The following is a 20,957-nucleotide window of genomic DNA, read 5'->3' on the forward strand; positions in this document are numbered from 1 at the left end:
ATTCGTCTTGTCTTATGCTGGTTCCCAGTAAGAAAGTTGGCGAGAAAAACATGGTTCCTAAAAACACTTCGGTGATTATAAAGCTGGCGATAAGTTTCGCTCTTCCTATTCTTGTATTACTGATTCCCGCCGATGCCATTCCCATAGAAGATCTCACTTTAATTCAGCATCGTTTACTCGCCATCTTTTTGCTCGCTGCACTCTTATGGGTACTGGAACCTGTCCCAGTATTCGCAACTTCAATACTGATCATCGCACTCGAACTGGTGATGTTGTCAGACAAAGGGCTACACCTTTTCCGAAATCCACCATCTGGGCATGAGTTGGGAGAGCTACTGACTTACACTGATATATTGGGCGCTTTCTCCTCCCCTATCATCATTCTATTTATGGGGGGATTCGCTTTAGCCATTGCAGCGTCCAAGTACGATTTGGATAACAATCTGGCCCGAGTGCTGCTCAAACCGTTTGGGCACCAACCCAGATTTATCATGCTGGGCCTAATGCTGATAACCGCTGTTTTCTCTATGTTTATGTCCAATACGGCGACAACAGTAATGATGCTGGCATTGCTTGGTCCTATTGTGGCATCAGCTCCAAAGGGAGATACTGGCATCAAAGCACTTGTACTTTGCATTCCTATCGCCGCCAATACCGGAGGCATCGCCACCCCAATTGGAACACCGCCTAACGCCATTGCTTTGCAGTATCTGACTGGTGACAACAGCATCGATTTCCTATCCTGGATGATGATGGGACTCCCGTTCGTTCTCATCCAGCTCACCATTGCATGGTTTCTTCTACAAAAACTGTTCCCCGCTTCTCAAGAAAGCATGACATTAAAACTGGGGGGCACGTTTAAACGTGGCTGGCGCGCTATCGTGGTTTACATCACTTTCGCCATCACCATTCTCCTATGGATGACGACAAAACTGCACGGCATGAACACTTATGTCGTTTCAGTCATTCCTCTCGCGGTATTCACCTTAACGGGCATCATGGGAAAAGCAGAGCTGAAACAGATCAATTGGGATGTACTTTGGCTGGTTGCCGGGGGGATAGCGATTGGTATCGCACTGGACAAAACTGGGCTTGCCAGTGCCTTGGCACACGCCATTGATTACGATGCGCTTTCTCCAACCGCAGTGGTGCTAACTCTGTCTATAGTTTGTTGGCTGATGGCGAACTTCATGTCGAATACCGCAACGGCTAACTTGCTGATGCCAATCGCTGCCGCCATCGGTGTATCCATGCCAGCATTAGCTGAAATCGGCGGCTTGCAGGCTTTGCTTGTGGTGGTCGCGTTTTCTGCCTCTCTGGGCATGATTCTTCCCGTTTCAACACCACCGAATTCTCTCGCTTATTCCACAGGGCTGGTCGAGAGCCGAGACATGGCGAAAACAGGTCTCATCATGGGTATAATTGGCTTAGGCATCGTGTACGTTGCGATGTGGCTATTGAACTGATCTTTTCACGGAGCTCAATAATGATCATCATTGCACATCGCGGTGCGCGCGCAACACACCCGGAAAACACCTTAGACGCTTTTCAGGCGGCAATAGACAGTGGTGCCCCCGCAATCGAACTGGATATCCATGAACAGGACGGCGAACTTTGGGTGATCCACGATAAATGGTTGAACCGAACCACCAATGGCATTGGACTACTGAAATGGTTTGATAAAAGCAGCCTGCAAAAACTGGACGCTGGTAACGGAGAAGTGATTCCGACTCTCAAGCAAGTCATGGATCTTATACAGGGTCAGTGCGCACTGAATATCGAAGTAAAAGGCATCGATAATTTAGAACAGCTTTATTCTCACTTAGACTTAGCATTATCTGATTACGGATTTCAGGAAGAGCAACTGATCGTCTCGTCTTTCAACCATGACTGGCTAGCACAAATCAAACGCTCTCGTCCCCAAACCTTGATTGGTGCACTGACTGGGTCTAAAGGCACAGATAAAGCAAAATTTGCCCAACGGCTCAAAGCAGATTCCGTCAATATCGACCTCGACGTCATCGATCAGGATTTTGTGCAAGACGCCAAGTTACGCGGGTTAGCGGTTTATGTGTACACAGTTAACCAACTCGAAGACTGGCAATGGCTGTCTGAAATTGGAGTGGATGGCGTCTTCTGCGACTGCCCGTCCGAAGCCATTGAACATTACCCTCAACCTTCTCATTTCCGTTGGAAATAAGTGTAGTTGTTGCTAAGGAAATCAGGCATAGTGAAAACCTTGTAACCACCTGATTTTTTAAGCGCGATGACTTACGAATGGCTGGCACTGGCTGCCGCATTTCTATGGGCAATTTCCAGCATTATCTCAGTTACCCCAGCAAGACACCTGGGGTCATTCTCCTATAGCCGCTGGCGTATGGGCTGCACTTCCGCCATTCTGATTGTAATGGCGCTTTTTACTGGTGGATGGAGCACCATCACCAGCGACCATATTCTGCCTATGGCGTTGTCGGGATTGGTTGGCATCTTCATCGGTGATACCGCACTGTTCGCTTGTATGAATCGCATGGGCCCACGTCAGGCAGGATTGCTGTTTTCATGTCACGCGGTATTTTCTGCCATTCTGGGTTACTGGATCTTCAGTGAAACCTTATCTGGTCTCGAGCTTGTTGGTTCGGTACTGGTTTTTTCGGGTGTCATGACCGCTATTTTCTTTGGCAAGAAGAAACAAGGTCAGCACGAGTGGGAAGCGGTACAAGGCAGCATTGCTATCGGTATCGGATTAGGTTTACTCGCGGCACTTTGTCAGGCGCTGGGTGGAATTATTGCCAAACCCGTGATGCAGGGTGATATCGACCCCGTTGCCGCGTCTGCTATTCGCATGATTGCTGCTTTTCTTGCTCATTGCGCGTTCCGAATGACTGGGGCGAAACTTTCTCGCCCGATTAAGCCCATCAACCTACGTATTCTGTGGATATGTGCCGTGAATGGCTTCCTTGCCATGGCGGTTGGGATGACTTTGATCCTTTACGCATTAAGAGATGGAAACGTTGGTATGGTGGCTCTGCTGTCATCGACTACCCCTATCATGGTGCTGCCTCTGCTTTGGATATATACCCGACAGCGCCCTAACCCTTACGCATGGATTGGCGCGATATTGGCGGTAGTAGGAACCGGAATTCTTGTGTCCTGAGTCTCGAACTCAATAACGATATTGAGAACCATTTGCATTCATAAAAAAGAGGCGATATAGTGATTTTGTCTGCTTGCGAGAACACGACCTCAATCCCAGACCTTGAATCCTCCTAAGCCCTGGCAATGGGGCACTCAAAGCTTCCTACTTTGATAGTCATTGCCACAACAGGTGAGTTAGATACTTGTTTCAACGTAAGTACTATTTAATTCATTTACCTGTGCTTAGAAAACATTGTGATAAACAAAAACCACCTAACGGTGGTTTTTGTTTTTGTGTGTTTGAATATTCACGCCCGAGGAAACGGAAAAGCGGTGACCTCATCAATGTGTGAAGCACCCAGTGCTAGCATGACTAAGCGATCAATCCCCAGTGCCACACCAGCACACTGAGGCAAGCCAGACTTCAACGCTTCAATTAAATGGTGATCAATAGGCTGCGGCTCTAATCCCATGGTTTCTCGCTGTGCGTTATCTTGCTCAAACCGTGCTAACTGCTCTTTCGGGTTATCCAGCTCATGGAAACCGTTAGCCAGTTCAATGCCTTTAAAATAGACCTCAAACCGGTCTGCGACCCTTGGATCCGTCGCGTTGATTTTCGCCAATGCCGCCTGAGAAGCGGGAAAATCGTACACAAACGCTGGCACTTCCTGACCAATTCGGGTTTCCACGCCCATGCTAAACAGCAACTGAAGCAAAGTGTCTCTGTCTTCTTCAGGCTCGGCGATATCATTTAAGCCCAGTTTCGCCGCAGCGTGTTTAAGTTCAGACATCTTGCCCTCTAGCGGACACACTCCCAGAGTATCAATAAACGCATTTTGATAAGTCATTCGCTCCGCTGACGCACAGCCCAGAGTGAGTTGCAGTAAGGCATCCATCTCATCCATTAAGTCGTGATGGTCGAAGTCGACGCGATACCACTCCAGCATGGTGAATTCTGGGTTATGAAAACGCCCGTTTTCTTCATTACGAAATGACTTACAAATCTGGTAAATCGACCCGCTTCCCGCGGCTAACAAGCGTTTCATGTGAAACTCAGGGCTGGTCATCAAGAAGAGCGCGCTGCCGTCAGCATAACCCGGCCCGACAAAATGGGTCTTGAATGTATGCAGGTGAATATCCGTTACCGTCGCGTGGCTCATCGCTGGAGTGTCTACCTCCAGTACACCTCTTTCATAAAAGAATGCTCGGATTCGAGCAATCAAATCTGCACGTTGTTTTAGCTGGGAAAGTTGGGCAGTGGGTTGCCACTGATTCAAAGACATGGAGACTCTCTTATCATTTCATCTGACGCGTATTTTACCTTCTCTGAACCCGCAGTGTCAGCTTCTTACCCAGAGTAGTTCTTAATAAGCAAAGGTGAATAGAAACGCACATTCAGTGACTGTAATCACACATTATGGAAATTCTATGCCCTTGTTTGCATTACCGAAGCAAAAGCCCGAATACATCAATTTTCCCCGCAATTCCCTCTCTTAATATACCCATAGGAATCAAGGTTTTTATTGGATTGTTGGTCTTACTCGCCAGACCATTCTGGCTATGGATCAACAGATTTTCGCATGGACGGCTCGCAAAGGTGTGCGCTGTCGTTTTTGCATTTGTCGTTTCTTACCGGAGGTAACTGTGCAGACTATAACCACAGATATCGCAGTCATCGGCGCTGGCGGCGCTGGTCTTCGGACTGCCATTGCTGCTGCAGAAGCAAACCCAGAACTGGACATCGCTCTGATTTCCAAAGTCTATCCCATGCGTTCCCATACAGTTGCGGCGGAAGGGGGTTCTGCTGCTGTCATCAAAGATGAAGACAGCTTAGACAATCATTTCAATGACACCGTCGGTGGAGGAGACTGGCTGTGTGAACAAGACGTGGTGGAGTATTTCGTTGAAAACGCCACACGTGAAATGATTCAGATGGAGCAATGGGGCTGCCCGTGGAGTCGCAAAGATAACGGCGAAGTGAACGTGCGCCGTTTTGGCGGAATGAAGGTAGAACGTACGTGGTTTGCCGCGGATAAAACGGGCTTTCACATGCTTCATACTCTGTTCCAGACATCCATGAAGTATCCAAACATCAATCGGTTCGATGAGTATTTCGTCGTTGATTTGATTGTTGATGACGGGGAAGTTCAGGGCTTAGTCGCCATTCATATGTCGGAAGGCGAACTGGTCACCATTAAAGCCAAATCCGTCGTCCTGGCGACAGGGGGCGCTGGCCGCGTTTATCACTGTAATACCAACGGCGGTATCGTAACCGGCGATGGTATGGCAATGGCGTATCGCCACGGTGTGCCACTTCGCGATATGGAATTTGTGCAATACCACCCGACCGGTTTACCGGGCACCGGGATTTTGATGACGGAGGGCTGCCGGGGCGAAGGTGGCATCATCGTCAACAAAAACGGCTATCGCTACCTGCAAGATTACGGCATGGGACCGGAAACCCCAGTTGGAGAGCCTAAGAACAAGTACATGGAGCTTGGTCCACGCGACAAAGTTTCCCAAGCGTTCTGGCATGAGCAACAAAAAGGCAACACCATCAAACATCCGCTTGGCGATGTCGTTCATCTGGATTTACGCCATTTGGGTGAAGACTACCTGCAAGAACGTCTGCCATTCATCTGCGAACTGGCCAAAGCGTACGTGAATGTCGACCCTGCCAAAGAACCCATCCCAATACGTCCAACCGTACACTACACCATGGGTGGAATCGAAACAGACAAAGCTTGTGAAACCCGCATCAAAGGCTTATTTGCTGTGGGTGAATGCGCATCCGTTGGGCTTCATGGTGCGAATCGCCTTGGCTCCAACTCATTGGCTGAGTTTGTGGTCTTTGGTCGTGTTGCTGGCGAAAACGCTGTCAAACGGGTTTCAGAATTTAAAGGCTGGAATGATGACGCTATCGCAACGCAAATCCAGTCGGTAGAAGACCGAATTCAGGCACTGATGAATCAGGAAGGCGATGAAAACTGGGCGGATATCCGAACCGAAATGGGTCACACCATGGAAGCGGGTTGTGGCATCTATCGTCAGGAAGATCTGATGCAATCCACTATCGAGAAAATCACCGAACTCAAAGCGCGCTACAAACGCATCAGCATCAAAGACAAAGGAAAAGTCTTCAATACCGATCTGCTGTATGCCATTGAAGTCGGTTACGGTTTGGAAGTAGCAGAAGCCATGGTGCATTCCGCGATCCTTCGTAAAGAATCTCGCGGTGCCCATCAGCGACTGGATGATGGCTGCACCGAGCGCGACGACGAGCAATTCCTGAAACATTCGCTGGCTTACTACCAGACGGATGCCTCACCAAGCATTCAGTACAGCGATGTCACCATCACTAAGTCGCAGCCTAAAGCTCGCTTATATGGTGAAGCGGCAGAAAAAGCGGCAGCCGAAGAAGCCGCTAAAGCGGAAGAGGAGAAAGCATAATGTCAGCCAATCGCATTCAAAAAGTCGACATCTTGCGTTATGACCCTGAAAAAGACGCGGAGCCGCATCTTCAAACCTTCGACGTGCCATTCGATGAAACCATGTCGGTGTTAGACGCCCTTGGATACATCAAGGATCACCTGGATAAAGATCTCTCCTATCGCTGGTCCTGTCGCATGGCGATCTGTGGCTCCTGCGGCATCATGGTCAACGGAGTACCTAAACTGGCATGTAAGAGCTTTCTTCGCGACTACCCCGATGGCGTGACCATCGAACCACTGGCGAATTTCCCTATTGAAAAAGATCTGATTGTGGATATGACGCCGTTCATTGAGCGTCTGGAAGCCATCAAGCCTTACATCATAGGAAACGATCGCAAGCCGGAAGACGGCACCAACCTACAAACCCCAGAACAAATGGCAAAGTACAAACAGTTCGCGGGATGCATCAACTGCGGGCTTTGCTACGCAGCCTGCCCACAATTTGGCTTAAACCCCGAATTTATGGGACCAGCGGCTCTGACCCTAGCGCATCGCTACAACTTAGACAGCCGTGACAATGGCAAGGCTGAACGCATGGGGTTGATCAACGGGCAGAATGGCGTATGGGGCTGTACCTTTGTAGGTTACTGCTCGGATGTTTGCCCTAAAAACGTCGACCCGGCAGCCGCAGTCAATCAGGGCAAAGTCGCCTCTTCCATGGACTTTGTGATTGCCATGCTAAAACCCAGTGATTCACCAGTGAAAGAGGAGGCGTAACCATGAGTAACCGCAAACCTTATGTACGCGAAGTAAAGCGAACCTGGTGGAAGAATCACCCCTTCTACCGCTTTTACATGCTGCGGGAAGCCACCGTTCTGCCTTTGGTTTTGTTTACGGTCTTTCTGACATTTGGGCTAGGAGCTTTAGTCAAAGGTCCCGACGCCTGGCAAAGCTGGCTAGGTTTTATGGCAAACCCAGTTGTCATCGGCATTAACCTTGTCGCTCTGGCAGGCAGCCTGCTCCATGCTCAGACGTTTTTCAGCATGATGCCGCAAGTTATGCCCATTCGCTGGAAAGGTAAGCCTGTCGAGAAGAAACTGATTGTGATGAGTCAGTGGGCGGCTGTCGCTTTTATTTCCCTCATTGTTTTGATTGTGGTTTAAGGAGCGAATAATGAATACTCAATATCAAATCGATAAAACACCAAAGCGCTCTGATGAACCCATTTGGTGGGGGCTGTTTGGAGCAGGCGGGACATGGTTTGCAATGATCTCCCCGGTCACCATTCTCGTGCTGGGCATCCTAGCCCCTCTCGGTATTATTGATGCCGAAGCGCTGAGCTATGAAAGAGTGTCTGGTTTCGCCACCAGCCTGATTGGCGGTTTGTTTGTCATAGGCACCCTTGCACTACCAATGTGGCATGCCATGCACCGAGTTCATCATGGAATGCACGATCTGAAAATTCATACCGGTGTAGCGGGAAAAATCGCCTGTTACGCTTTTGCAGGGTTAATCTCTGCTCTGGCTGTGATTTTTGTGTTCATGATTTAAGCCAAATATGAAAGGGAGTAATTCGCTCCCTTTCATAAATTAAGACATTAAAAAAGCCTTACAAATTGTTTAAGAATCGCACTACCTTTTCTTAAAGCCTGTCTATATAATCCCCTCCGCTTATTTGCTTGCAGCTAAAATGCAATACCCAACGGCATTTAAACAAATCAAAATTCAGCTCACCTCTGAACGTAATGAGCTGAATTGAACATTTCACGGAAGAGCATAACGCATCCTGGCTTGACCAGAGTTTTACCTGTTGCGCAGATTTCTATGGCGATCTGCACCAATTGAAACCTGGAGTGGCTGACACTTCGCAATCTTTAGTGAATGTATGTTTAAAAAAATTCTATTTCTTCCTGTGGTTATGTCCTTGTTGTTACAAGGGTGCAAAATAGAAGATGCCTCCGAGAATAATCTGACGCCTTCGCAAACCAATACCCCATCGGGTGTGAACGTTTATTCCAGTATTGACCACTGTTCTAAAGTAGACGACATTCCAAATTGCTCTTTCCAGAAGGGCATTTACGTTCTGGCTATTGCGCCATCCATCACCACTGAACAGCACCAACGTGTGATTAAACAAGTTGATAACTTTGTGAAATGGTCGCACAAAGATGTCCACGAGCGCTTCAACAATAAAACCGTCGTGATTGGTGTTATGGCAACAGAACCAACAGGTCAAAGCCAGGAAGATAAGTTTGCCTTTGCTTTGAGTCAGGCAACATCACAGGTTCACGGCTTAGAGCTGGTATTCACCAACAAAGGAAAAGACGAGACTTTATCTCTGACCACGTATCAAAAGCTCATGCAGGTTTTCGACTATTACGTGGATGGCAACAGCAACACGCTGATTGGCAGTGAACTGAATGACGCTTATCAAAACTTCAAAACCAAGCTGACTACCTACAAACGCACTGCGGATCAACAAAGCTTTGAAGCACTATTCTTCAATGAGTGTAATTATGGCAATGGTCAGCTTAAAGCGGACCGTGCTCTAGGCACACCAACACCATGTATCAAGGATGGTACGCCTCATATTGGAGGCGTTGTGGACCATATTCACGGCAAAACTCAGGTAAATCTAAACCCAGGCGCTTTGCTTGGATTGATGTATGAATACAAGTTAGACCCAGGCAACAATGAAGGCGGTGGTGAACTGGTTGGCAACCTAGGGACCACATTCATTAACCAAGGCAACATTGCTTCCGGATTTTATCCTGATGACGGCTCCAAAATGTACGTGACCTGGGCAAACCCAGCATTCAGACCTCTGAATCAATATCTGAATAAATATTTCTTTATCAACAAATAACAAATAGCCCTTCCTGTACTGGAAGGGCTATTTGCTTTTATTCAATAAACGTCGATATTTCAGACAACGCTTTTTTGTGTGTGGCGTGTTTTGGAATGGTTGCACCGTCCTCAGGGTAACCCACAACAATCAACATGTAAGGTCTGTCATTGCTGTTGTCTCTGCCGCAAATTGAACTCAGGAAACTCATTGGCTTTGGCGTGTGGGTCAACGTTCCCAATCCCGCGTTGTGCAGAGCCTGAAGTAAAAAGCCCGTCGCAATGCCAACGGATTCGTGGACGTAATAATTAGTCTGATTGTCATCGTTGTCCATGCCTCCACGCTTTTGCGAAAAGACAGCAATCAGCCACGGCGCTTTTTCTAAGTATGGTTTACTGGCATTGGTGCCCAAAGGTTTAAGGGCATCTAACCACTCTTGCCCTGCTCTGCCTTCATAAAAAGAGTGCTCCAATTCCTCTGCCGCAAGGCGAATTTTGGCTTTCGTTTCCTGACTGTTGATTGCTACAAAGTGCCATGGCTGATGATTAGCACCGCTTGGAGCACTTCCTGCTGCCAGAATACAATTCTCGATAATGGATTTGGGAACGGGGCGATCAGAGAACTGACGGATGGAATGTCGACGCTTGACCAGCTCGTAATTCTGCTCAGCCCGGTTGACCATTTCAGAGACCGGATACTCGATAAAATCGGTGAGTGGGAGTTGAGTGTCTTCAGACATAACGCTTCCTTGCTTTCATTATTGTCTGACTACTATAGCGAGAAAACGAGACAGTATTCGGGAAGAACTTTTTAGAGAAGACAGACTGAGAGCACCGTCTAGTTTTATTAACAGTACGATTCGGCGATTACAGAAAAAAATAGGTCAGTGCCAAAGCACTGACCTGTCAGATAAAAACTTATTTAGTGGTCACTTGTTGAGCCTTGTCCATCATCCCTAACGCACCAAATGCTGTAATCACATCCAGATTGCTGGTTAAGCCACTTTCATTGCTGCCACCAATGTAGTTCTGAGGCATCTCAACCTGGAAGTTTTGCAGGTTGTTGTACAGTACATTGGCCACATCACGATTCAGCTCCGCAAGGTACACTTCTCTGTTGGCACCTAATGCAGCGTACTTCGCTTTCAGAATTTGAGCTTCCGCATTACCCTTCTCTAGTATCGCCTTAGCTTCAAACTCCGCAGATAGTGAATTGGCTTTTTGAATCGCTAGGTTAGCTTCCGCAATTGCCAGTTCTTTCTCTTTTTCCACTTCTGCCAGACGCTTTTTCTTCTCAACTTCGACAATCTCACGTTCGGCAATCTGACGTGCAATCTCGACCTCTTTCTGCTGAGAGATGATCGCCAGTTCTTTCTGACGCTGAGCGTCCTGAACTTCACGTGTACGCTGGATCTCTTTTCTCAACTGTTCAGTTTCAGCCTGAGCTTTAGAAGTCTCTTGCTCCTGAATCGCTCGGATTCTGTCTGCGACCAGACGCTTTTTGTCTGCCAATAATTGGTCCAGTTGGGTTTCCGGTTGAGGATCACCAATGGTTACCTGTGTTACCTGAATACCATATTGCTGCAACGGGTTGTCTTGCCTGATTGGCTGACCATTAGCATCCCTTACCGGAACGGTTTTCCAGACCAGTTGCTGGGTACGTTGCAATTTATTGGCATCCGATTGCTCCATTCCAACAGGTGCCAGATCAAGCTGCTCAACTTCGACCTGTTTTCGCTCAGTCAGGTAGATACCATCCCTAAGCTGATCACCCAGTTTCGATTTGAACTGGTTTAATCCCCCTGGAAGAACTCTTCCCCCGTGTATTGGGTCGCCGTAATCACTGTTACGTTTCGGGCATTTTTCACCAGCAATGCATCTATCAGATTGCTGTTATTGCGAAACTCTCGATGCATTTTGATTGCCGCTTCCGGATCGGTGCTGAGCTTGAATCGGAAGGTCACTGGTATTTCACCAATATAGGTATCGGCAAATCGCACCTGAACTGGGTCCAACCTTTGGTAGAAATCCTCTCCTGTGTTGTTACCAAACGACACAGTGATCACCTGATCGTATTTGGTAATTTTTGAGAGAAATGGCATCCGAAAATGGATACCCGGTTGAGTGAACACATCCAGTTCACCTGTGATGTTATTCTGGTGAACGTATGTGTAACCAGCATCGGTCATTAACACCGAGCTATTGATTGTTAAGCCAAATGCCAGCAGGGGAACGCCGATTAGTGCACCTTTGATTCCCTTACGCATAGCGCTACGCTTTTCTTCAGCTTTCAGGCTTTCTCCTAGCATGTTTATCTCCGTTTGTTGTTATCAAGACAGTTAAATCGAGCAAAACAAAGTAGTGAACAGACTTGTTAACAACGAAACAAAATGTAACAGATAATTTACCAATATAAAAACCGAATAAATCTGCGTTACTTTATGGTTTTTACGAATATTTAGGAGTAAATATAGAGATGGAATCAGGAAAGTAAAAATGCGCCACAAGGGCGCATTTTTCTTAAGAGGTATTGGAGTTTCTGTTAGTTATTTGCACATTCAAATGGACCAACGTATCGCCACTCTTTGCTTCGGTTATTTTGAGAAACATTTGCAGGTGGTAATTTGCCTTTACTCCAATGGTTCGCTTCGTATACATGCCCCATGAACAAGACATTCTCACCACTGTTGTATTGATGGTTCTGATTCCAGGTCTTAGGGTGAACGTCTTTCACATCCAATGTCCATGCTTCTGACGTAGCAGGAGTACCTGTTCTGGTCCACCATTTTGCTCGGTATACTTTGTTATTGAACAGTACTTTGTTACCGCCAACGTAAGTACGCCCTTTCTTCCATGCTGGGTACTTAGCTTGCTCTGCTTTCGATGCATTCAAACATTTATGAGCACTTTGAGATTCAAAAAATACCCAACCTTGAGTACTGCAAGCCCAAAGCTTACCGGTGTTTGCATCAAATGCGTTCTTTCCTGCGTCTGTCAGGTAACGACATTCCTGAGCGTCAGGTTTACCTGTAGTGGTGTCGAAAGACTGGAAAGCAGCAGCTTGTGTCGATAAGCCTAGAGTGGCGATCATTAGCGCTGATCGTGCGGTGGTTGAGAATTTCATCGAGAGCCCTTTATTATTTGTGACATTAGTTCCAACTAATCGCCACGAATTCTAATGGTGCTCATCTTATATGCATATAAACTTAAGTTTATTTTATAAATAAAATGATAAATATATGAAAAAGCCGCTCACACTGGAGCGGCTTTGTAACAGTTTGTATCGGAAGTTGATTACTTCACTCGACCTACGTATTCGCCGCTACGAGTGTCAACTTTGATCACTTCACCAATAGCAATGAACAGAGGAACACGAACTACAGCACCAGTGACCAGTGTTGCTGGCTTACCACCCGTACCTTGAGTATCGCCTTTCAGACCAGGATCAGTTTCGGTTACTTCAAGCTCTACGAAGTTTGGTGGCGTTACCGCGATTGGGTTACCGTTCCAAAGTGTAATCATGCAAGTGTCGTTTTCTACCAACCACTTAGCGTTGTCGCCAACGGCTTTCAGATCCGCTGCGATCTGCTCGAATGACTCGCTGTTCATGAAGTGGTAGAACTCACCGTCGTTGTATAGGTAGTCCAGATCGATGTCCATTACATCTGCTACTTCAACAGTGTCGCCTGACTTGAAAGTCTTCTCTAAAACTTTACCAGAAAGCAGCTTACGGATTTTTACGCGGTTGAATGCCTGACCTTTACCCGGCTTAACATACTCGTTTTCGAGAATGACACACGGCTCATTATCAAGCATAATTTTAAGACCGCCTTTAAATTCATTCGTGCTAACAGTAGCCATTTTTTCCTCTTACCATCTTCGAGTTCAATTTAATGCCGCACATCATAACCCGAAAAGCTGTTTCTGTTGAGCAAAACTGGCTCAAACAATTGGCGAATGCGATCTCCGATCCTCGCAAGTTGCTTCAAGCCGTTGAAATTGACCCAACTCCGTGGGAAAAAGGACTGGCTGCACGTGAACTCTTTGCTATGCGAGTGCCTCAGAGCTTCGTCAATCGCATGGAAAAAGGCAACCCGAACGATCCTCTACTCAGGCAGGTATTGCCTTTGATGGAAGAGTTTGAAATCCATAAAGGCTATTCAGCCGATCCATTGGAAGAGCAGGACAATGATCAACCGGGACTGCTGCACAAGTACAAATCCCGTGTATTGATGATCGTAAAGGGTGGCTGTGCGATCAACTGCCGATACTGTTTCCGCCGTCATTTTCCTTATCAGGACAACAAAGGATCCAAATCGGTTTGGGAACAAAACTTGGCTTACATTGCCGAGCGAGATGAAATCAATGAAGTGATCTTATCTGGAGGCGACCCCTTAATGGCGAAAGACAGCGAACTGGAATGGCTTGTCTCGCGAATTGAAGCTATCCCACACGTGAAAACACTACGTATCCACTCCCGGTTACCAGTGGTGATTCCGTCTCGTATTACCGATGAGCTTTGTTATCTGCTGCGCGGAAGCCGTTTAAATGTAGTAATGGTGACGCACATTAACCACGCGAACGAGATCGATGGCGAGCTTGCTGCATACCTTGCCAAACTAAAACAGGCTGGAGTGATACTCCTCAACCAAAGCGTTCTGCTTAAAGGGGTCAACGATAACGCCGAAGCCCTGATCAAACTGAGTGAAACTCTGTTCAATGCGGGCGTGCTTCCCTACTACATCCACGTGTTAGATAAAGTGCAGGGCGCAGCGCATTTCTTCGTTTCGGATCAGGAAGCGAAAGTATTGATGTCTAAGTTGATAGAGGAAGTGTCTGGGTATCTGGTGCCAAAGCTCACCAGAGAAATTGGCGGGCGTAAAAGCAAAACACCGCTGGATTTGCATTTGGAATAAAGCCCCTGTCAGGCGCAGGAGCTTTGAAAAGCGTTCAACTTAGATAGCGAAGTTCACCAACGGGAAGCAAGGCAGGAAGCCGTTATCCGCACAGTTGATCAAACCAATCTGCACACCTTCGATCTGCTTGGTTTTGTTGAATACACCAAGTTGAATGTTGGATTTTTCAGACAAACTCACCAGACCTACATCTGCCATTGTAAAGCCTTCCGAGTAGTTCACAGCACTAACGTTAACGCCTTTTACATCATTAGTCAGGTTCACGACACCGAAGTTTGCCCCTTTTGTACTGCCAGTGTTCCAGTTAAACAGACCTAAAGACAAACCTTTCATCTCTTTGTTTACTTTAGATGCGCCAAAGAACATGCCCAGGTTTAGACCTGTCGTTGTATCGGTTTCCGACATACCCAATACGGATACATCTACCCCTTTTACCGCGCTCACTTTTCCGTGCAGAACCGAAAGACGAACACCGCCTACAGCATCGTTCGACGGTGCGTTATAGCCGTCCAGAGTAGAAAACATCGCGACAGAATCTTGAGCCATTGTCACCGGCGATACAAGCGCTGCTGTAACAGCAGCAACAGACATCAGTTTTTTCATTTGTTAAGTCTCCAAAGACTCAAAGGAACAGGAGCGCGAAATATAAGCGAGTTATATTGGTTGAGCAACACATGGATTTCCCTTGATTCGATTAAGATTTTTTATCATTTGACTGGCAAATATTTATTGTCGAATCCATAAAAAAATTTCATCAACGGAAACGGTGACTTCTTCCTTTTTTAACCTAATATTCGCACCTTATTGAGGAGCGTATTACATGACAGAATTATCAAAATGGTTAGACTTAGGACCTTTTTCCTGGTGGGGGCTTCTTTGCTGCGCAATCTGTGGTTCGCTGATTGGGATTGAACGCCAAACCCGTGGAAAGCCCGTTGGAATACGAACATCCATCCTGATCATTTCCGGAACCTATTTTTTCATGTCGCTGGCAGTGCACCTTTCTCCCAACAGTTTGGATCAGGCTCGAGTGCTTGGTCAGATCATAACTGGAGTAGGGTTTCTTGGTGCTGGCGTGATGATGACACTGGACGGCAAGATACACGGCGTAACCTCTGCAGCGATCATTTGGGTATTGGCGGCGCTAGGTTTAATGACAGGATTAGGCTTTGGGCAACAGGCAATAATGGTGACCTTGCTGACTCTTTCTGTGCTACTTGGGGTCGATAAGCTGGAAAGCAGCTTTATGAGTTTAAGGCGGGGTGTCCACCAGTCCATTGGCAGACGCAATAAACGAGGATAGGAATTCAGTGACTGACGACCTGAATGATCTCTTTGGTTTCAGCACACTGAGCAATAAAACGTGTTTTCACACTGCGCCACAAATGCAGATAACCATCGAACTTATGGACGGGAAGAATATCGAAGTGCCCGTCCAACTCACAATCCCGAGTGATACCTTCAGGTAAGCGATAAGGCGTTAACGCCACTTCCATTTCTAATTGGCTGAGTAAGTGGTGCCCCTGCTCCATCGATTCACAGGGCATAAGCAAAATCCACTCACCATCACCAGACGCCGCCATAATGTCGAATGAACGAAGCCTCTCGCTGACGATGCCTTGCACATGCGTTTTGACCTGAATAACGGATTCTTCAGACAGGTATTGCGTATCTTTTACGGTGTAAGCCGCCACAATCAGGTAGGGCTGCTCCCTCAATTCGCCCAGCCTGGCTTCCAAGCCTTTGATGTTCAGCAAGCCAGTATCGTCATCAATGTGAATCAGTTTATCTTCGTAATCCTGAATCAAAGACCAGTTTTTACTGATTAGCAAGGTGACCACAAACAGGTAGGACACAAACCAGGTCACCAGCCAGTAATGCTTGCACCTCCACAGATGGTAGATATGCTGTTGCCAGGTTTGATCAATGTTTAAGTGCAGGCGTGTATTTTGAGAGGAATCATTGATGGAGCCAGACTTTTTGTAGGACAAAAGACTGCTGCGATTCTCCCCAGCATATGGGCTAATTTCGTATTCTCTATCCAAATCTCGCTTAAGCTGATCGGCAAGAACATCCATTGCCAGAACCCCAGCCAACCCACCATTTTTATAAACGGCTGCGCTCAGAGTAACCACTGACTTCCCGGTAAACAGGTCACGATACTCACCCGTAAAAGCGATATTACGACTGTTATTCGCCAATCCATATTTCATGGTATTGCGCCAGAATGGTCGGTATTTCAGCACTTCATCAAATGTATTGCTGGTGATGTTTCGTGCCAGCTCAGAAGGCGATGAAATGATGAACTGGTCTTTAGAAATAAAATAGAACGAAGAAATCGCACCATGCGTGTTAACCAGATAAGACATCACGTGAGCACTGGGCAACCAGAAATGCGCATCTTGATACAGCGAGGTTCGCTCATCACACATATCAACGATGCCTGCAATGATGAAATCAGAATGGATACCCGCTTCCGGTTCTCCTTCCAATGAACAGGTGATGTCTTTTATCGAAGACTTCAGAGAGGCGGGGTACTGAGGCAAATTGAATTGAGACAGGGACGTCATTTCATATTCCACTGCCCGCAGCGTATTAGACAACTCCTTCAACGTCGCTGAAACGTGCTTTTTCTCTGCAGCAAACTCTTCAGATGCTTCGTTAAGTGCATCCACCACTAATAGAAGCAGAAACAAGCCAAACAAAGCCGTCACGCCTAGCAAAGAGCGCTTAATGGGAAATGAGTGATTATGGCTCACCGAGTTAACCTAGCTGTTTATTTTTATGTCTCTAACATACCAGAACAATATGCGACATACAGCGATTTTTTAGCCTAGATTAGCGAAGAGTTATTAAATGATAGAGGGTTTATCTGAAATATATAAAATCAATAAAACAAATGAATATTCACATCTATCTGATAAACATAAAAAAGCCTCGCAATTGCGAGGCTCTTAGTATCCAGAATGGAGGAGGCTTACATCATGCCGCCCATGCCACCCATTCCGCCCATGCCACCCATATCAGGCATAGCAGGAGCATCTTTCTGAGGCAGGTCAGTAACCATAGCTTCTGTAGTGATCATCAGACCCGCAACAGACGCTGCAAACTGAAGTGCAGAGCGCGTTACTTTTGTTGGGTCTAGGATACCCATCTCTAGCATATCGCCGTACTCACCAGATGCTGCATTGTAGCCGTAGCTGCCTTCGCCTGCTTTCACGTTGTTTGCTACAACAGATTCTTCGTCACCTGCGTTGCTTGTGATCTGGCGGATTGGCGCTTCCATTGCACGTAGTGCAACGCGGATACCAACGTTTTGTTCTTCGTTGTCGCCTTCAAGTTCAGTCAACTTAGAAGCTGCGCGGATAAGTGCAACACCGCCGCCTGCTACAACGCCTTCTTCAACCGCTGCGCGAGTCGCGTGCAATGCATCTTCAACGCGGTCTTTCTTCTCTTTCATCTCTACTTCAGTCGCTGCTCCAACTTTGATTACTGCAACACCGCCTGCTAGCTTAGCAACGCGCTCTTGTAGTTTCTCTTTGTCGTAGTCTGAAGTCGCTTCTTCGATTTGCTGACGGATTTGAGCTACACGACCTTGGATCGCTGCTTCTTCACCCGCGCCATCGATGATAGTTGAGTTTTCTTTCGTGATAGTGACACGCTTAGCCTGACCTAGATCTTCTAGCGTTACTTTCTCTAGCTCCAGACCGATTTCTTCAGAAATCACAGTACCGCCAGTTAGGATAGCGATGTCTTGAAGCATTGCCTTACGACGGTCACCAAAGCCAGGTGCTTTAACCGCAGCAACTTTCACGATACCGCGCATGTTGTTCACAACAAGAGTTGCCAGCGCTTCGCCTTCTACGTCTTCAGCGATGATTAGAAGAGGACGAGAAGCTTTCGCTACCGCTTCAAGAGTTGGAAGCAGTTCACGGATGTTCGATACTTTCTTGTCAATCAGAAGGATGAATGGGTTTTCTAGGTCAACCGCACCCGCTTCCTGGTTGTTGATGAAGTAAGGAGACAGATAACCACGGTCAAACTGCATACCTTCAACAACGTCTAGCTCGTCTTGCAGAGCCTGACCTTCTTCAACAGTGATAACACCGTCGCGACCAACTTTTTCCATCGCTTCTGCAATGATGTCACCAACCGTTTGGTCAGAGTTTGCAGAAATAGTACCTACCTGAGCGATAGCTTTTGAGTCTGCACACGGTACAGAAAGCGCTTTCAGTTCTTCAACTGCTGCTAGAACTGCTTTGTCGATACCGCGCTTAAGATCCATTGGGTTCATGCCCGCAGCAACCGCTTTCAGACCTTCGTTTACGATAGACTGAGCCAGTACTGTTGCGGTTGTTGTACCGTCACCCGCAGCATCGTTTGCTTGGGATGCGACTTCTTTAACCATTTGTGCGCCCATGTTCTGGAATTTGTCTTCCAGCTCAATTTCACGCGCTACTGATACACCATCTTTAGTGATCGTTGGTGCACCGAAAGATTTGTCCAGTACGACGTTACGACCTTTAGGACCTAACGTTACTTTTACTGCGTCAGCCAGAACGTTGACACCTTCTAGCATTTTGACTCGTGCGTCGTTACCAAATTTAACGTCTTTAGCAGCCATCTTTAATTTCCCTTTCTCAATTCGATTTTAATCTGTCGTTTTAGAATCAGAGTAAAAATTACTCAACGATTGCCATGATGTCATTTTCAGACATGATCAGAACTTCTTTGCCATCAATCTTTTCAGATTTAGTGCCGTAGCCCTCAGCAAAAATTACTGTATCACCAACTTTTACGTCCAGCGGTTGAACAGTACCGTTTTCTAGGATGCGGCCCTTGCCAACAGCCAGAATCGTACCACGAGTAGATTTTTCCGCAGCAGAACCAGTTAGAACGATGCCGCCGGCAGATTTAGATTCAACTTCTTGGCGTTCAACGATAACTCGGTCATGTAAAGGACGAATATTCATCGGTCGTCTCTCCTGATTAGATGTTTCCATTTGATGTAAGAAATGCCGTAAAACGGCTTGTGGATCTTATATAGGGCGTACAATCCGATAACCCAAGGGGGCAAAACCGTTTTTTTGTGACGTATGTTGAAAAAACAATCACCTTTTAGAGAAATTTCATATTTTGCGAAGGAAATGTACGTTTACAACGCCCCCGCGTACTCTTTTATAACGTCTGTAGCGGGTCTGGTTTTTCTTCTGTATCCTACGTTTTTTGTTGCCAGTTAAGTTGTCACCCCCTATGCAGGATAAACACGGATTACTGACGGGTCCCATCCCAGAAGTTCTGAGAAAGATGACCATACCCATGACCTTTGGGCTGGTATCTATTCTGATGTTTAACTTGGTGGATACCTTTTTTATTTCTCTTCTTGGCACTCAGGCTCTTGCCGCCGTCAGTTTTACTTTCCCCGTCACGTTTGCTGTGAGTAGCATCACTATGGGAATAGGGATAGGTTTGTCTACCAACATCGGGCGACTTTTGGGTCAGGGCAATAATCAGCATGCTGCGCGGTTTTCTTCTCATGGGCTGATTCTGGCGATTATGCTGGTCAGTCTTGCGTGCGCAGCCGGATTTTTCACTATTGAGCCTTTGTTTACACTGCTCGGTGCGACGCCAGATCTTATCCCTCTGATCAAAGAATACATGCAGGTGTGGTATCTCACGATTCCATTACTGGTTATTCCGATGGCTGGCAATAGCGCCATTCGCGCCACTGGAGACACCAAAACGCCAGCCAAAATCATGATGACGGCAGGCGTCATCAACGGCATTCTCGACCCATTTCTGATCTTTGGTTATGGTCCTTTTCCAGAATTAGGCATTCAGGGAGCAGCCATAGCCAGCGCATTGAGTTGGTTAGGCGCGTTATCAAGTTCTCTGTATGTCCTGATAAGACGAGTGAAATTGCTGGCCCTTCCTCACATCTCTTCGTTGCTCCAGGACTGGCGAGATTTACTCAAGATCAGTACGCCTGCCATGCTGTCAAACGCCATGTCTCCTCTTGCCGGGGCATTGTTGATGATGATTCTCGCTTCCCACGGTACAGCGGCTGTCGCAGCGTATGGGGCAGCTCAAAGAGTAGAATCGATTCTGATATTGGTGATGATGGCACTGAACTCGGCGCTGACTCCATTTATGGCACAGAACATTGGAGCCAAGAATCCAACCCGCAGCTTTCAGGCTCTGTTCCTGTGTATGCGATTTTTGATTCTTTTCCAGTTGCTGATTTTTGTCATGATGGTGCCACTCAGTGTGCCTATTTCAGCACTTTTCTCACAAGAACAATCAGTACGAGATCTACTCTGGCACTATTTGCTGGTAGTGCCGCTTAGCTATGGGTTTCAGGGCATATTAATGGTACTGGTAAGTGGCTTGAACGCGCTACACAGACCGATGCAGGCATTTACCTGGAGTGCCATGCGCCTGTTTATTTTCACGTTACCCTGCGCGTGGGTGGGCAGCCTGATTTATGGTGTGGAAGGGTTATTCATTGGGCTAGCCATGGGTAATTTTGCTGGTGGGATTTTGGGGTATTTCTACGCCATTAAAATTCGAAATGAGACTCTAAATTCCGTTGCCGTTACGTAACCCAATTACAAGATTTTATATAGGCAAT

Annotated in this window: 19 protein-coding genes and 1 pseudogene; 11 read left to right on the forward strand and 9 right to left on the reverse strand. The window is 46.9% G+C overall.

What is annotated here, in order from left to right; genetic code table 11:
* The first annotated feature begins 50 nt into the window (after nt 1–50).
* The 3 genes from INR79_RS16570 to INR79_RS16580 all read left to right on the forward strand — a co-directional run bounded on the left by INR79_RS16570 (nt 51) and on the right by INR79_RS16580 (nt 3,154).
* Entirely contained in the window at nt 51–1,466 is a 1,416-nt protein-coding gene (locus INR79_RS16570) for an SLC13 family permease (protein WP_223095150.1), read from the forward strand.
* A gap of 20 nt (nt 1,467–1,486) precedes the next feature.
* Complete coding sequence (locus tag INR79_RS16575) at nt 1,487–2,200, forward strand: glycerophosphodiester phosphodiesterase (RefSeq protein ID WP_223095152.1); 714 nt, start codon at nt 1,487–1,489, stop codon at nt 2,198–2,200.
* A 66-nt stretch (nt 2,201–2,266) separates the two neighbouring features.
* Complete coding sequence (locus tag INR79_RS16580) at nt 2,267–3,154, forward strand: DMT family transporter (RefSeq protein WP_223095154.1); 888 nt, start codon at nt 2,267–2,269, stop codon at nt 3,152–3,154.
* A gap of 289 nt (nt 3,155–3,443) precedes the next feature.
* On the opposite strand, the gene epmA is transcribed toward INR79_RS16580, so the two are convergent.
* Nucleotides 3,444–4,418 (reverse strand): elongation factor P--(R)-beta-lysine ligase, encoded by a 975-nt coding sequence (gene epmA, locus INR79_RS16585; protein WP_223095156.1) that lies wholly within the window; start codon nt 4,416–4,418, stop codon nt 3,444–3,446.
* 361 nt (nt 4,419–4,779) lie between these two features.
* Here epmA and frdA point away from each other — a divergent pair, with 361 nt between their 5' ends.
* The 5 genes from frdA (at nt 4,780) to INR79_RS16610 (ending at nt 9,432) form a co-directional block, all read left to right on the forward strand.
* A complete protein-coding gene (frdA, locus tag INR79_RS16590; RefSeq protein ID WP_223095158.1) occupies nt 4,780–6,585 on the forward strand; it encodes a fumarate reductase (quinol) flavoprotein subunit in 1,806 nt (601 codons plus the stop codon).
* Nucleotides 6,585–7,343, forward strand: coding sequence for a succinate dehydrogenase/fumarate reductase iron-sulfur subunit (locus INR79_RS16595; protein ID WP_223095160.1), 759 nt, complete (start codon nt 6,585–6,587; stop codon nt 7,341–7,343). The genes frdA and INR79_RS16595 overlap by 1 nt, the downstream gene beginning before the upstream one ends.
* 2 nt (nt 7,344–7,345) lie before the next feature.
* Nucleotides 7,346–7,729 carry a fumarate reductase subunit FrdC gene (gene frdC, locus INR79_RS16600; RefSeq protein ID WP_022602326.1) on the forward strand — a complete coding sequence of 128 codons (384 nt, stop codon included), beginning with the start codon at nt 7,346–7,348 and terminating at the stop codon, nt 7,727–7,729.
* A gap of 10 nt (nt 7,730–7,739) precedes the next feature.
* Nucleotides 7,740–8,117, forward strand: a complete 378-nt coding sequence (gene frdD / locus INR79_RS16605) for a fumarate reductase subunit FrdD (RefSeq protein WP_223095162.1) — start codon at nt 7,740–7,742, stop codon at nt 8,115–8,117.
* Between the two features lie 334 nt (nt 8,118–8,451).
* The gene (locus tag INR79_RS16610; protein WP_223095164.1) at nt 8,452–9,432 is read left to right on the forward strand and encodes a histidine ammonia-lyase; all 981 of its coding nucleotides are present in this window, start codon (nt 8,452–8,454) and stop codon (nt 9,430–9,432) included.
* A 37-nt stretch (nt 9,433–9,469) separates the two neighbouring features.
* On the opposite strand, the gene INR79_RS16615 is transcribed toward INR79_RS16610, so the two are convergent.
* The 4 genes and pseudogenes from INR79_RS16615 to efp all read right to left on the reverse strand — a co-directional run bounded on the left by INR79_RS16615 (nt 9,470) and on the right by efp (nt 13,271).
* Entirely contained in the window at nt 9,470–10,150 is a 681-nt protein-coding gene (locus tag INR79_RS16615) for a nitroreductase family protein (protein WP_223095166.1), read from the reverse strand.
* Between the two features lie 178 nt (nt 10,151–10,328).
* Nucleotides 10,329–11,719: pseudogene (locus INR79_RS16620) on the reverse strand (SPFH domain-containing protein).
* Between the two features lie 233 nt (nt 11,720–11,952).
* Nucleotides 11,953–12,534: a carbohydrate-binding protein gene (locus INR79_RS16625; protein ID WP_223095168.1), complete on the reverse strand. Its 582-nt coding sequence runs from the start codon at nt 12,532–12,534 to the stop codon at nt 11,953–11,955.
* A 170-nt stretch (nt 12,535–12,704) separates the two neighbouring features.
* Nucleotides 12,705–13,271 (reverse strand): elongation factor P, encoded by a 567-nt coding sequence (gene efp, locus INR79_RS16630; protein ID WP_004399838.1) that lies wholly within the window; start codon nt 13,269–13,271, stop codon nt 12,705–12,707.
* Between the two features lie 32 nt (nt 13,272–13,303).
* Here efp and epmB point away from each other — a divergent pair, with 32 nt between their 5' ends.
* Nucleotides 13,304–14,326 carry an EF-P beta-lysylation protein EpmB gene (gene epmB, locus INR79_RS16635; RefSeq protein WP_004399837.1) on the forward strand — a complete coding sequence of 341 codons (1,023 nt, stop codon included), beginning with the start codon at nt 13,304–13,306 and terminating at the stop codon, nt 14,324–14,326.
* A 39-nt stretch (nt 14,327–14,365) separates the two neighbouring features.
* Here the strand turns inward: epmB and INR79_RS16640 are convergent, their stop codons facing one another.
* Nucleotides 14,366–14,929, reverse strand: coding sequence for a VC2662 family protein (locus tag INR79_RS16640; RefSeq protein WP_223095170.1), 564 nt, complete (start codon nt 14,927–14,929; stop codon nt 14,366–14,368).
* A gap of 217 nt (nt 14,930–15,146) precedes the next feature.
* Here INR79_RS16640 and INR79_RS16645 point away from each other — a divergent pair, with 217 nt between their 5' ends.
* Nucleotides 15,147–15,629 carry an MgtC/SapB family protein gene (locus INR79_RS16645; protein WP_022551754.1) on the forward strand — a complete coding sequence of 161 codons (483 nt, stop codon included), beginning with the start codon at nt 15,147–15,149 and terminating at the stop codon, nt 15,627–15,629.
* Nucleotides 15,630–15,633: 4 nt separating this feature from the next.
* Here the strand turns inward: INR79_RS16645 and INR79_RS16650 are convergent, their stop codons facing one another.
* From INR79_RS16650 to INR79_RS16660, 3 genes are all read right to left on the reverse strand, one after another.
* The gene (locus tag INR79_RS16650) at nt 15,634–17,085 is read right to left on the reverse strand and encodes a PDC sensor domain-containing protein (protein ID WP_223095172.1); all 1,452 of its coding nucleotides are present in this window, start codon (nt 17,083–17,085) and stop codon (nt 15,634–15,636) included.
* 218 nt (nt 17,086–17,303) lie between these two features.
* Nucleotides 17,304–18,950, reverse strand: coding sequence for a chaperonin GroEL (gene groL / locus INR79_RS16655; protein ID WP_004399833.1), 1,647 nt, complete (start codon nt 18,948–18,950; stop codon nt 17,304–17,306).
* A 58-nt stretch (nt 18,951–19,008) separates the two neighbouring features.
* Nucleotides 19,009–19,299, reverse strand: a complete 291-nt coding sequence (locus INR79_RS16660; RefSeq protein WP_004399832.1) for a co-chaperone GroES — start codon at nt 19,297–19,299, stop codon at nt 19,009–19,011.
* Nucleotides 19,300–19,579: 280 nt separating this feature from the next.
* On the opposite strand from INR79_RS16660, the gene INR79_RS16665 reads away from it, so the two are divergent.
* Nucleotides 19,580–20,929, forward strand: coding sequence for an MATE family efflux transporter (locus INR79_RS16665; protein ID WP_223095174.1), 1,350 nt, complete (start codon nt 19,580–19,582; stop codon nt 20,927–20,929).
* The last annotated feature ends 28 nt before the right edge of the window (nt 20,930–20,957 follow it).

Origin of the sequence: Vibrio sp. SCSIO 43132, assembly GCF_019904195.1 — a bacterium.
GTDB classification, from domain to species: Bacteria; Pseudomonadota; Gammaproteobacteria; order Enterobacterales; family Vibrionaceae; genus Vibrio; species Vibrio nigripulchritudo.